At 39.3% G+C, this 13611-nt stretch carries 8 protein-coding genes and 4 tRNA genes; 9 read left to right on the forward strand and 3 right to left on the reverse strand.

Annotated features, from left to right (window positions below; all coding sequences use genetic code 11):
* Positions 1-2 precede the first annotated feature (2 nt).
* Together hybO and DPV97_RS07545 are read right to left on the reverse strand one after the other, a co-directional pair.
* A complete protein-coding gene (hybO, locus tag DPV97_RS07540) occupies positions 3-1151 on the reverse strand; it encodes a hydrogenase 2 small subunit (protein WP_005697985.1) in 1149 nt (382 codons plus the stop codon).
* A gap of 390 nt (positions 1152-1541) precedes the next feature.
* The gene (locus DPV97_RS07545; RefSeq protein ID WP_005697989.1) at positions 1542-2894 is read right to left on the reverse strand and encodes an MFS transporter; all 1353 of its coding nucleotides are present in this window, start codon (positions 2892-2894) and stop codon (positions 1542-1544) included.
* Between the two features lie 191 nt (positions 2895-3085).
* On the opposite strand from DPV97_RS07545, the gene gyrB reads away from it, so the two are divergent.
* From gyrB to cydC, 4 genes are all read left to right on the forward strand, one after another.
* Positions 3086-5512: a DNA topoisomerase (ATP-hydrolyzing) subunit B gene (gene gyrB, locus DPV97_RS07550; RefSeq protein WP_005697983.1), complete on the forward strand. Its 2427-nt coding sequence runs from the start codon at positions 3086-3088 to the stop codon at positions 5510-5512.
* Between the two features lie 164 nt (positions 5513-5676).
* Complete coding sequence (locus DPV97_RS07555) at positions 5677-8001, forward strand: TonB-dependent hemoglobin/transferrin/lactoferrin family receptor (protein ID WP_070713202.1); 2325 nt, start codon at positions 5677-5679, stop codon at positions 7999-8001.
* A 71-nt stretch (positions 8002-8072) separates the two neighbouring features.
* Positions 8073-9818, forward strand: coding sequence for an ABC transporter ATP-binding protein/permease (locus DPV97_RS07560; RefSeq protein ID WP_070713200.1), 1746 nt, complete (start codon positions 8073-8075; stop codon positions 9816-9818).
* Positions 9811-11469, forward strand: coding sequence for a thiol reductant ABC exporter subunit CydC (cydC, locus tag DPV97_RS07565; protein WP_049364305.1), 1659 nt, complete (start codon positions 9811-9813; stop codon positions 11467-11469). The genes DPV97_RS07560 and cydC overlap by 8 nt, the downstream gene beginning before the upstream one ends.
* Positions 11470-11508: 39 nt before the next feature.
* On the opposite strand, the gene coaA is transcribed toward cydC, so the two are convergent.
* Positions 11509-12444, reverse strand: a complete 936-nt coding sequence (gene coaA, locus DPV97_RS07570; RefSeq protein WP_070713196.1) for a type I pantothenate kinase — start codon at positions 12442-12444, stop codon at positions 11509-11511.
* A 214-nt stretch (positions 12445-12658) separates the two neighbouring features.
* On the opposite strand from coaA, the gene DPV97_RS07575 reads away from it, so the two are divergent.
* From DPV97_RS07575 to DPV97_RS07595, 5 genes are all read left to right on the forward strand, one after another.
* Positions 12659-12734 (forward strand) — tRNA-Thr (locus DPV97_RS07575).
* Between the two features lie 30 nt (positions 12735-12764).
* Positions 12765-12849: transfer RNA gene (locus DPV97_RS07580), tRNA-Tyr, on the forward strand.
* A 41-nt stretch (positions 12850-12890) separates the two neighbouring features.
* Positions 12891-12965, forward strand: a tRNA-Gly gene (locus DPV97_RS07585).
* 3 nt (positions 12966-12968) lie between these two features.
* Positions 12969-13044: transfer RNA gene (locus DPV97_RS07590), tRNA-Thr, on the forward strand.
* Positions 13045-13148: 104 nt separating this feature from the next.
* Positions 13149-13611 (forward strand): GTP-binding protein (locus DPV97_RS07595; protein ID WP_111382931.1); only part of this gene is annotated, 463 nt, incomplete at its 3' end.

Consider the following 13611-nt stretch of genomic DNA (forward strand, 5'->3'; position numbering starts at 1 on the left):
TGTTATTTACCTGTATGTTGTTCTTTTTCTGCGGCTTTAGCTTCAGAACGGGCTTTATGTTGAGCGCTTAATTCGCGTAAGGTTACAACACTCACACCAGCTAAGATTGCAGCTGCACCGCCTAATAAACCAATAGCCGTCATGGTTGCACCTGAACCTTCAGTGTTGTTGACATCTGGTTTTTCAACGCGTGGTGTTGGGTTTTCGACACCTGCTAATTGGAAAATACCTTTGGTAAAGCCGACGCCTTTTTCATTACAACCATAGCAAGGATGTCCGATACCGACCGGCCAGTTATTACCGCCGACATCACAGAATTCTAAAGTAGAGCAGTTGCCGTAAGTTTCAGGTCCTTTACAACCAAGATGATACAAACACCAACCGTTGCGGTGACCATAATCACCGTATTCTTTAGCGAAGCGACCAGCATCAAAGTGCGGACGACGATAGCAGTTTTCGTGAATTAAGCGATCGTAGGCGAATAATGGACGATTTAATTTGTCCATTGCCGGTAGTTTCTTATAAGTAAGAATATAAGCGACAGTTGCAAGGAAGTTGTGTGGATTTGGTGGACAACCTGGAATATTAATCACTGGGGTACCTTTTGGTAATACTTCAGACAAGCTGCTTGCACCAGTTGGGTTGCCACCGCTAGAAGGTACGCCGCCCCATGCTGCACAAGAACCGATTGCAATAATCGCTGCAGCACCTTTAGCTGCTTCTTGGATGTGCTCTACAATCGGTTTACCTGCTACCATACAATAGACGCCGCCGTCTTTTACCGGAATAGATCCATCTACGACTAAAACATATTTTCCATAATATTGTTTAATTGCATTGTGTTTATTATCTTCAGCTTGTTCCCCGAAGGCTGCAGAAAGGGTTTCGTGGTATTCTAAGGAAATCATTTCCAATACCAAGTTTTCTACTGTTGGGTGGGTCGCACGTAGTAAGGATTCAGTACAACCCGTACATTCTTGCGCACCAATCCATAATACTGGTGGACGTTTAGGTTCGGTTAAAGCAGCGGTCATTTCGGCACCCGCTTTTGAACTTAACCCCATAGTCGCCGCAAGTGCGGTACATAACTTCATAAAATCCCGACGGGAAACTTCTGCTAAAGCAGAAAATAATCCATCACTTCGTTGCATATAATCACTCCAATTGGCACGTTACTTGTATGGTTAATCTAGCTATGATATGCCTTGATGGATGAACTTTATTTGATCAGAATCAAAAACACCCTTATTTTCCTTACAAAATAAGAGGGTAAGTGATTGTTTTTATTTTGATTATTGAGAATGATTGTTATTTATTGTGGCTTTCTTCACTTGAAGCATATGTTATTGCACGTTATATTTTTCAATTAAAAGAAATGCTTTTGTTACCCTAAAAGAGAAATAACCAAGTGTGAAGATATGCTTTATCGTTTATATTCAAACTTTGGATTAAAAATCTTTTTAAACATTGACCAAAATTAATCTTGTTGAAGTGAGAAAAATGGGCAACAAAGATTATTCTATTTTGCCCATTTGGATAGATTAGTTATTAGCTGTTTGTGATTTTTTACGTTCTAAGCGTAATACACCTAAATGTGTCATATAGCAACAGAAAATACAGCCTGCTACAGCGAATAATAAGAGGTAGAAGCCCGCATCCCAGCCGAATTTATCAGCCAAAATACCAAATAATGCAGTACCAGAGAAACTACCTAAGATATAACTTAATAAACCACGTAAGCCAGTTGCAGAACCTGCCGCGAAAGAAGGTACGAGTTCAATAGTTTGAAGTGAAGATAAGAACATTGGCACATAAATTAAGCATCCAATAATACCTGCACCAATGGTTACGGTTAATAAGTCACTACCGCCCCAGTAAATGAACATTGCTGCGCCCACACCGAATAAGGTGATGATAGCAAGTGGCATGCGGCGACCTTTGAAATAAGTATCAGTTAACCAACCGGCTAATAGTGTAGAAGGAATTGCTGCCCATTCAAAGATAGCAAAGGCCGTACCCATTTGAGCTTTAGTGAAACCTTTAGTTTCTAACAAATAAAGTGGTAACCAGGTTAATACACCAAAACGGATCATATAAGTGAATACGTCGATAAAAGAAACAAACCACACATTAATGTCTTTCATAATGTAATCACGGAAGATTTCCCATGTGGTTAAATTTACATTTTCTTCTTTTGTGACAACTAATTCTTCATTCTCACTTTCAAGAATTTTTCCAACGGGTGGTAAGCCTTCATTGTAAGTACGACCCGCACCGAAGATGTAGAAAATAATCGCAACAATAGTAGCAATTGCTACAGGTACAACAAAGTGTGCAGCTTGCCAATGCTCTTGACCTAACCAAGCGATACTAGCGCCCGCAATTGGTGCAACTAAACCACCACCTACGTTGTGAGAGATATTGAAGATAGCGGTTGTTACACCACGAGATTTACGTGGGAACCAGCTTGCAAGTACGATGTAAGCTGGACCCGCTCCCATCCCTTGGAAGATACCATTAAGCACACAAAGGAATAAGAATGCCCAGAATGATGCGCTAAAGCCCATCATCAAGTTTACCGCGGCCGACATCATTAAGCCGAAAATCATAAAGTGTTTCGGATTTGATTTATCTGCGATTGCAGACATGAAACCTTTACTTAAACCATAAACAATTAACATGGTACCAGAAATAAAACCGATATCTTTTTTGGTGAAACCAAACTCGCTAATTAATTCTGGAGACGAAAGGAGGAAGTTATTACGTAAAATGTAGAACGCTGCGTAACCGATAAAAATGCCAAATAATGCATGCCATCTTAAGCGATTATAGCGTTCTCTAATTTCTGCATCAGGAATAGGTGTGCCTGGATTAGATTTTAGGAATGAAATCATTTGATGATCCTTTAATTTTTAATACAACAAAACTCATTTCTATACAAAAAATGAGGTAGGTAATATAAGGAGAAAAATCGAGATGTCAAATAAAAAAAATAACACACACTTTGACCGCACTTTTATTTCGCAAAATAGTCAGTTTTTTGCTATAATTCCACACAATTTTCATTACAAAATAGAGAAAAACTATGTCAGAAACACCGGTTACAGAAAATGCTTATGGTGCATCAAGTATTAAAGTCTTAAAAGGGCTTGATGCGGTTCGGAAACGTCCGGGCATGTATATTGGGGATACCGATGATGGAACAGGCCTACACCATATGGTGTTTGAGGTGGTGGATAATGCGATTGATGAAGCGCTTGCCGGCTATTGTTCCGATATTATCGTCACTATTCATGATGACAACTCTGTTTCCGTGCAAGATGACGGCCGCGGTATTCCGGTAGATATCCACCCAGAAGAAGGTGTTTCTGCAGCAGAAGTAATCATGACAGTACTTCATGCGGGCGGTAAATTCGATGATAACTCTTATAAAGTATCAGGTGGTTTACACGGCGTGGGTGTTTCGGTAGTAAATGCACTTTCTGATAAATTGCAATTAACTATTCGTCGTCAAGGCCATGTGCACGAGCAATTCTATCACTTAGGTGAGCCTCAAGGGCCTTTAACCGTTATTGGTGAAACTCAAGCGACGGGTACAACCGTGCGTTTCTGGCCAAGTCCAGAAATCTTTGCAATTACAACCTTCGATTATAAAATTTTAGCAAAACGCTTACGTGAGCTTTCATTCTTAAACTCTGGCGTATCGATTCGTTTAATCGACAAACGTGATGGCACGGAAGATCACTTCCATTATGAAGGTGGTATTCAAGCATTCGTTGAATATTTAAATAAAAATAAAAATCCAATTCATCCAAAACCATTCTACTTTTCGGCAGAAAAAGACGGTATTGGCGTGGAAGTTGCATTGCAATGGAATGATGGCGTAAATGAAAACGTTTATTGCTTTACCAACAACATTCCACAACGAGATGGTGGTACTCACTTAGCCGGTTTCCGTGGTGCATTAACTCGTAGCTTAAATAACTATATGGAAAGCGAAGGGTTACTGAAAAAAGAGAAAGTGAGCACATCAGGTGACGATGCACGTGAAGGTTTGGTCGCGATTATTTCGGTGAAAGTGCCAGACCCTAAATTCTCTTCACAAACAAAAGACAAATTAGTGTCTTCTGAAGTGAAAAGTGCGGTTGAATCTGCTATGAATGAGCGTATGCAGGAATATTTATTAGAAAATCCAGCCGATGCAAAAATCATTGTAAATCAAATTATTACAGCAGCTCGAGCACGTGAAGCGGCTCGTAAAGCCCGCGAAATGACCCGTCGTAAAGGGGCATTGGATATTGCTGGCCTTCCGGGTAAATTAGCAGACTGCCAAGAAAAAGACCCAGCTCTTTCAGAACTTTACCTCGTGGAGGGTGATTCTGCGGGTGGCTCTGCAAAATCAGGTCGTGATCGTAAAACCCAAGCGATTCTGCCATTAAAAGGTAAAATTCTTAACGTTGAAAAAGCACGTTTTGATAAAATGCTTTCTTCTCAAGAAGTGGGCACATTAATTACTGCGCTTGGCTGTGGTATTGGTCGCGATGAATATAATCCGGATAAATTACGTTATCACCATATCATTATCATGACCGATGCGGACGTGGACGGTTCACACATTCGTACTTTATTGTTGACCTTCTTCTATCGTCAAATGCCAGAATTGATTGAGCGTGGTTATGTGTATATCGCTCAGCCACCACTTTATAAAGTGAAAAAAGGTAAACAAGAACGTTATATCAAAGATAATGACGAAATGGTGCAATATGAGTTAATGCTTGCGTTAGATGGTGCCGCGTTGCATATCAGTGCCAATGCACCAGCAATGAATGATTTAGTGTTTGAGAAATTAGTGAGTGAATATAACAATGTTCAGAAATTAATTACTCGCTTAAGTCGTTACTATCCGGAGCCATTATTACAAGGTTTGGTTTATCAACCACAATTAACCGTTGAGTTAATGCGTAATGAAAGTGCGGTCGAAAATTGGGCGAATTCTTTTGTGGCGTATTTAACTGAAAAAGAAACAGAAGCGCATTTATATTCAGCGAGAACGCAATTTAACAGCGAACGCCAAGTATATGAAGCCGTCATTACCGTTCGTAAACATGGTATTGATACCGATTACTTCATCAACTTTGATTTTGTGATGGGCAATGAATTTGCGAAGATTACCGCATTTGGTCAGCAGGTGAATGGCTTACTAGAAGAGGGCGCTTATGTTACTCGTGGTGAAAAAACGCAACCTGTTCAGTCATTTGAACAAGCCGTTGAATGGTTGATGAAAGAATCACGTCGAGGCTTAGAAATCCAACGTTATAAAGGGTTAGGTGAAATGAACGCTGAGCAACTTTGGGAAACCACCATGGATCCAAATGCTCGCCGTATGTTAAAAGTATCGATTAAAGATGCTGTGGCAGCAGACCAACTCTTCACCACATTGATGGGAGATGAAGTTGAACCGCGCCGTGAATTTATCGAAATGAATGCGTTAAGAGCAAACTTAGACGTTTAGTCTAACACTCAAAAATATCATTAAAAATGACCGCACTTTGGGAAACTGAGTGCGGTATTTTTTTGAATTAGATCACAAAAATAAAAATAATTCTCAATTTTATCTATTTTTTCCTATTATTCTTTTTTATAATTCTACCTGTTTTGCTATTTAAGGATAACAATATGAAAAAGAATACATTTTTAGCAGTGACCTATGGAATTTTGCCTATTGCTACGGTATCCATTTCTCTATCTTCTTTTGCAGAAGAACAATTAGAGACGATTAATGTTGAAGGTGAGCTGAGTGCAGAGCGACAAACGCAGTCAGCTGTTGAACATAAAACTGCATCAACTCTCCAAAAAGAGTTAGTGAGAGATACTCGAGATCTTGTGCGTTATACCACAGATGTTGGGATTAGCGATAATGGACGATTCCTAAAAGGGTTTTCTATTCGTGGAGTGGAAGGAAACCGAGTTGGTATTAGTGTAGATGGAGTAAATTTACCAGATAGTGAAGAAAACAGCTTATATGCGCGCTATGGTAATTTCAATAATTCACGCTTATTTGTTGATTCAGAATTGGTTCGGGAAATAGATATTGTCAGAGGTGCAGATGCGTTTAATTCAGGTAGTGGCGCATTAGGTGGCACGGTTTCTTATCGAACATTAGATGCTGCTGATATAGTCAAACAGGGACAAAAATTTGGTGGACTTATTCGAGGCGGATATGCGAGTAAAAATAGTGAATGGGTAAGAACTGCCGCCGTGGGATATGTAGGAGAGAAATTTGACGCTATTGTAGCTTATTCTCAACGCACAGGACATCAGATGAAAAGTCGAGGTGATGGTAGCATTGAGGATTCATCATCTCGTCAAATGCCAGACCCATCAAGTCATCGTTTTAATAGCTATTTGGTTAAATTAGGTTATCAGATTAACGCTCATCATCGTATTGCCTTTGGATTTACTGGGCAGAAAGGAGAACGTTATACTGATGAAAGAAGTTATGCGTTATATGGTGGAAGTTGGCGAGAAGCTAATGATGAAAATAAACGTCATAATTTTAATGTAAGTTATATTTATGCTCCAGATTCTGCTTGGTTAGCTTTTGCAAAACTTAATTTAGATTATCAAAAAACTGATCTAGCAGCAGTAAATTACAAAGGTGATAGACATTGGAAGACCAATGAAAAGGAATTGAGTGAAATTTTTGATCGTCGAATGAAAACAACATTTAAACGAGCTACGATAGAACTAGAAAGTCAGCCATTTAAATTGTTGGGGGAACATACCTTTACGTTAACAAACTTTATCAGTGAACGAGAGTTTGAAAATATTAATTATGATAGAGCAGGGATTGGTCGCAGTTATGAATATTCTGATCTCTATACTATTCAGCGTCCGATTAAAACAAAACAATATGGTATCTCTCTGAAAGATAATATTCGTTGGAATGAGATCTTTTCATCTGTGATAGGTGTTCGTTATGATTATGCAAAATTAACACCAAAAGAGTTTAATGCACGATGCTCAAAAGCTTGCCTTGAAGGTGATGAGCCAGTTAAAAGTAGCTTTGCTAATTGGAGTGGATTTGCGGGTATTAATGCTCAAGTATCAGATACATGGAAATTAGGTTATCAACTTTCTACAGGCTATCGAATCCCTACTGCTTCTGAAATGTATTTTACATTTAAAAATGCTTATGGTTCATGGCGTGCTAATCCCGCTTTAAAAGCTGAGCGTAGTTTAAACCATACTTTATTTGCTCAAGCTAAAAATAATATGGGTGTATTTGATATTAATTTATATCAATCTCGTTATCGTCATTTCTTATTTGAGCAAGAAAGTGTAATTACTACTTTAAGCTTTGGTCAAAAATTTCAAAGTTTAGAGCAACAAATGGTGAATGTTGATCGCGCAAAAGTCACAGGAATAGAAGTAAAAACACATCTAAATCTTCATAATATTATTAATTCAGTTCCAAATGGTTTCAAATTCTATGGTGCGCTTGGATATAGTAAAGGTAAACTTTCTAATGGGTCTAGCTTATTATCTGTTCAACCTATAAAAGCTGTGTTAGGTTTGGATTATGAAGATCCAAATGGTAAGTGGGGAATTTTTACTCGCTTCACTTATTTAGGGGCAAAAAAAGCAAGAGATGCTAAAACAATTGAAAATAAACGCTATTGTGTGCGTGAAGAATTTGATGATTGGTTTGGTACAAATATTTGTAAAGAATTTGATTTCAAACAAGAAATTGTTAGTTATAAATATTTGAATAAAGCAGCATTTGTTGCTGATGCATTTGGTTATTACAATCCAACAGATAATATTACATTAAGAGCAGGCATTTATAATATCTTCAATCGTAAGTATCACAATTGGGATGCGTTACGCGGGATTAATGCTCACAGCACGACGAATACAGTGGACAGAGAAGGTAAAGGCCTTGAACGTTTCTACGCACCTGGTCGAAACTTCTCAGCATCTGTTGAAATTCGTTTTTAATTATTAAATTTTTTATAGCAAAGTACGCATAGTAATGTGCGTACTTCTTTTTGTTTTTAGGAGCAATCATTATGATGATAGATAAACGCCTAATTAACACGGTGGCCGACAGTAAAAAATGGATTGGCATCACGGTGTTATGGAATTGGGTGGCGTTAATTGGCGGGATTATCAGTGCCGTCGTGTTTTCTTATATTTTACAGGTGGCTTATTTTAACGAGTTGGGCCCATTAAGTGCGGTCATTTGGGGCATTGTTTTAATTGCTGCTTTGGCATTGCGTGCTTTTGCGGGTAAAAAATCGGTGCAGGCCTCTTATTTTGCCAGTACCAAAGTCAAACATGAGCTACGTAGCCTCATCTATCGTAAATTGGCTTCGATGCCACTTAACCAAGTGAATCAACAATCTACGTCAAACATTATCCAAGTGGCCTCAGAAGGTGTGGAACAACTTGAAATCTATTTCGGACGTTATTTACCTCAGCTTTTTTATAGCTTGCTTGCCCCGCTCACACTCTTTGCTTTTCTGATCTTTTTCAGCTTTAAAACAGCCGTGATTTTGCTGATTTGCGTGCCGCTTATTCCTATGTCGATCATTGCAGTGAATAAAATTGCGAAAAAACTCTTGGCAAAATATTGGTCCATTTATGTGGGATTAGGCAGCAGTTTCTTAGATAACCTACAAGGTTTAATTACGCTGAAAATCTATCAAGATGATGCTTATAAAGCGAAAGCAATGGATGAAGAAGCAGAACATTTCCGCAAAATTACCATGAAAGTGCTCACTATGCAGCTTAACTCGGTATCACTGATGGATTTACTTGCTTACGGTGGCGCAGCAATCGGGATTTTAACCGCACTATTGCAATTCCAAGATGCACAACTCAGCGTCTTAGGCGTGATTTTATTTATCCTACTTTCCTCCGAGTTTTTTATTCCGCTTCGTTTGCTCGGTTCATTCTTCCATGTGGCGATGAATGGTAAAGCGGCTTCAGATAAGATTTTCACATTACTTGATACGCCAGTGGAAACCCAACAAAGTGCGGTGGATTTTGAAGCCCAAAATAACGTTCAAGTGGAAATTAAAGATCTACATTTTGCGTATTCTGCAGAAAAACCGGCAATTCAGGGTTTAACTTTAACGATTCAACCAAATCAACTTTCAGTGTTTGTGGGTAAAAGTGGTTGTGGTAAATCAACCTTAGTTTCGTTGTTGATGGGCTTTAATAAAGCGCAACAAGGTGAGATTTTGTTTAATGGACAAAACGCTTCAGAAATAGACCGCACTTCTTTCTATCAAAAAGTCTCATTGGTGAGCCATAGCAGCTACGTGTTTAAAGGCTCGCTGCGTGAAAATATGACGATGGCGAAAATTGATGCTACAGACGAGCAAATTTATGCGTGTTTAGAACAAGTGAATCTCGCCCAATTTGTACGCGAAAATGGCGGGTTAGATATGCAGCTATTAAGCCGAGGCGCGAATTTATCGGGCGGTCAGATTCAACGTTTAGCCTTAGCGCGTGCTTTACTACACAATGCCGAGCTTTATATTTTTGATGAAGCAACCAGTAACATTGATGTGGAAAGCGAAGAAATTATTTTGCAGTTCATTCAACAATTTAAACAACAAAAAACCATTGTGATGATTTCTCACCGCTTGGCCAATGCCGTGAATGCAGATTGCATTAATGTGCTTGAACAAGGCAAATTGATTGAGCAAGGCACACATAAAGAGCTAATGGAAAAACAAGGTGCGTATGCTGAAATGTTCCAACAACAAAAAGATTTAGAACAAATTAGAGAGGTGGCAAATGCGTAAAAATGGTTTTGTTGTAATGGGGCATTTGTTGAAATTAGTGACCCCACTGGCGCACATTATGGCGTTTACCATTACTATGGGTACGCTCGGTTTCCTGGCTGCCATCTTTATTATGGTGCTGGGTGCGATGGGGTTAGTGAATCTTCTTAACTTTGATACCCATTTAACTTTCTCTGGAATTTTGACCGCACTTATCGTATTGGCGGTGGCTCGTGGCGCATTGCGTTATTTAGAGCAAATGTCCGGGCACTATATTGCTTTTAAATTATTGGCATTATTGCGTGATAAAGTGTTTTCTTCTCTACGCCGTTTGGCTTTTGTGAAGTTGCAAGATAAACAAGCGGGGCAATTAGTGTCACTAGTCACCAATGATATTGAATTGCTCGAAGTATTCTATGCGCACACCATTGCACCAATTATGATCGCATTCTTTACCTCTGCGATTTTATTGTTGGTTTTTGCGCATCTTTCAGGTTGGTTTGTGCTTGTGGCATTGGCGGCGTATTTAACAGTAGGCGTGATTCTACCGATTATCACCACCAAATTGGCGCGTGAAGATGGCAGACGCTATCGTGAATTAGTGGGTGAAATGAATGACTTCTTCCTCGACAGCGTGCGTGGTATGAAAGAAATTCAACTTTTTGGCTATGCACAACAACGCTTAGCAGAAATCCAACAACGTAGCCAAAAAATTGATACCGCCTTTGAACGCATTAAAGACCAAGAAGCAAAAGTCCGTGTTTATACTGAAGTGGCAGTATCCGTTTTCAACATTATTATGTTGTTTACTGGTTTAATTTTATTTAGTTTAGATAAAATTGATTTCTCAGCCTTTTTAGTTGGTGTGATTTTATTAATGTCGAGCTACGGGCCAGTTATCGCCTTAAGTAACCTTTCAAGCAACTTGTTACAAACCTTGGCTTCAGGTGAGCGTGTATTGAGCTTGCTAGCAGAAGAGCCTGAATTAAAAGACGTAGAAAGTGCGGTCGATTTGAAAGAGGTTTCCCGCATTGATGTTGAGAGCGTAAGTTTTGCTTATGGTGAAGAACAAATCTTATCAGATGTTAGTTTATCAGTGAAAAAAGGTGAAATCTTAGGGATTCACGGCAGAAGTGGCAGCGGTAAAAGTACCTTGTTAAAACTGCTGATGCGTTTTTACGATCCAAAATCAGGCAGCATTAAAATTAACGGCGAAACCTTACCGAACATCAACACCCGTAGTTTGCGTGACAATATGGCGTACATTACCCAGCAAACCTATATTTTCAACGAAACCATTGAGGAAAATATTCGCCTTGCGCGCCGTGATGCAACGTTAGAAGAAATTATGGAAGCAGCGAAGAAAGCGTCAATTCATGATTTCATTTTAAGCTTGCCACAAGGTTATCAAACAAAAATGACAGAATTGGGCGGCAATCTCTCTGACGGTGAAAAACAACGTATCGGTATTGCCCGAGCATTCTTGCATAATGCACCGATTATTTTACTCGATGAACCGACCAGTAATTTGGATAGCTTAAACGAAGCGATGATTCTGAAATCATTATTGAACGTGAAAGCTGAAAAATTGATTATTCTCGTCAGCCATCGCCAATCCACAATGGCAATTTGTGATCAGGTGATTGGCATTGAGAATGGTAGAATGTCGTAAGACAGTGAGAAAAAGAGCGATCAAATTGACCGCTCTTTTTTATTTTCTTAATTTCACTAACTCAACTTCGTGATTTTCACCTTTTCTAAGAATAAGATTAGCGCGCTCACGAGTCGGCAGAATGTTTTGTCTTAAATTCAATCCATTAATGTTGTCCCAAATGTTGCCAGCCGTTTCAATAGCTTTTTGTTCAGAGAGATTCGCATAATGTTTAAAATAGGAATCTGGATTGGTAAAAGCACTTTGGCGGAATTTTAAGAATCGCTTGATGTACCATTCTTTGAGTAGATTCTCGTCAGCATCAACGTAAATGGAAAAGTCCACAAAATCAGATACGAAGGTTTGATTCGCTTTATTTGAACCTGTTTGGAGAACGTTTAACCCTTCTAAAATTAAAATATCCGGTTGATCTACGATATCAAATTTATCAGGAACGATATCGTAAGTCAGATGAGAATAAATAGGTGATTTTACTGATGGCTTACCCGATTTAATATCGGCTAAAAAACGAATTAATTTCGCCGTATCATAAGAAATAGGAAAGCCTTTTTTTTGTAACAGATCGTCTTTTTTTAGTTTTTCTAATGGATACAGGAAACCGTCGGTAGTAATCAGGTCAACTTTTCGTTCGGTAGGCCAGTTAGATAGTAAGGATTGTAAAATACGTGCTGATGTACTTTTCCCAACAGCCACACTGCCAGCGATACTAATGATGTAAGGAACTTTAGGGCTTTGTCCGCCAAGAAAACGATTCAAAACGGTTTGTCGGCGAAGGTTTTCGTCAATGTAGTAGTTAATAAGACGCGCAAGTGGCAGGTAAATGGTGCTCACTTCATCGAGAGAAAGCTCTTCATTAAAACCTAAAAGTGGTTTGAGATCTTGCTCCGTTAATTTTAGCGGAACAGATTTTCTTAATTCGGCCCATTGCTGACGGCTAAAGTTCAGAAAGGGTGTTAGTTGTTCGGTGATTTCCACGGTGTTTTTATGTTCGGAGTGAAAAAATTGGACAAAATATACCCTATAAATCAGTTGTGATCATCGTTTTTTATTAAAACTGGTGAGATTTAGAGCAAGATGTGGACTTTTTGCTTGTAAATTAGGCGAATAGTTAAAAAAAACGTATTTTTCATAAAAAAAACTTGTCAGGCATAAAATTTTCCATATAATACGCCTCACTTGCTTACAATACGCCGACTTAGCTCAGTAGGTAGAGCAACTGACTTGTAATCAGTAGGTCACCAGTTCGATTCCGGTAGTCGGCACCATCCTTTAGTAAACAAGTATTCATTTAGCGTGGAGGGGTTCCCGAGCGGCCAAAGGGGGCAGACTGTAAATCTGTTGGCTCAGCCTTCGAAGGTTCGAATCCTTCTCCCTCCACCATTTTCTAAATGAATTCTGATGGGACAGATGAATTTAGGACTGCGGGCATCGTATAATGGCTATTACCTTAGCCTTCCAAGCTAATGATGCGGGTTCGATTCCCGCTGCCCGCTCCAAACGCTGATATAGCTCAGTTGGTAGAGCGCACCCTTGGTAAGGGTGAGGTCGGCGGTTCAAATCCGCCTATCAGCACCAGCCTTCCAAATTCCTCTTTCCTTTATTAAATAGTAATGATTTTATTGGTTAATGTGGTTTAATTTACCCATCGATAACCGTGTCTATTTAGAGGGACTCTTTAAATGTCTAAAGAAAAATTTGAACGTACAAAACCGCACGTAAACGTGGGTACAATCGGCCACGTTGACCACGGTAAAACAACTTTAACAGCAGCAATCACAACCGTATTGGCAAAACACTACGGTGGTGCAGCTCGTGCATTCGACCAAATCGATAACGCGCCAGAAGAAAAAGCGCGTGGTATCACCATCAACACATCACACGTTGAATATGATACTCCAACTCGCCACTACGCACACGTTGACTGCCCAGGACACGCGGACTATGTTAAAAACATGATTACCGGTGCGGCGCAAATGGACGGTGCTATCTTAGTAGTAGCAGCGACAGATGGTCCTATGCCACAAACTCGTGAGCACATCTTATTAGGTCGCCAAGTAGGTGTACCTTACATCATCGTATTCTTAAACAAATGCGACATGGTAGATGACGAAGAGTTATTAGAATTAGTAGAAATGGAAGTTC

It is taken from the genome of Haemophilus parainfluenzae, from assembly GCF_003253005.1.
GTDB classification, from domain to species: Bacteria; Pseudomonadota; Gammaproteobacteria; order Enterobacterales; family Pasteurellaceae; genus Haemophilus_D; species Haemophilus_D parainfluenzae_M.

Excerpts from the sequence above, each read along its gene's own strand:
- hybO (WP_005697985.1), bottom strand. The coding sequence starts at position 1,151 with ATGCAACGAAGTGATGGATTATTTTCTGCTTTAGCAGAAGTTTCCCGT.
- DPV97_RS07545 (WP_005697989.1), bottom strand. The coding sequence starts at position 2,894 with ATGATTTCATTCCTAAAATCTAATCCAGGCACACCTATTCCTGATGCA.
- gyrB (WP_005697983.1), top strand. The coding sequence starts at position 3,086 with ATGTCAGAAACACCGGTTACAGAAAATGCTTATGGTGCATCAAGTATT.
- DPV97_RS07555 (WP_070713202.1), top strand. The coding sequence starts at position 5,677 with ATGAAAAAGAATACATTTTTAGCAGTGACCTATGGAATTTTGCCTATT.
- DPV97_RS07560 (WP_070713200.1), top strand. The coding sequence starts at position 8,073 with ATGATGATAGATAAACGCCTAATTAACACGGTGGCCGACAGTAAAAAA.
- cydC (WP_049364305.1), top strand. The coding sequence starts at position 9,811 with ATGCGTAAAAATGGTTTTGTTGTAATGGGGCATTTGTTGAAATTAGTG.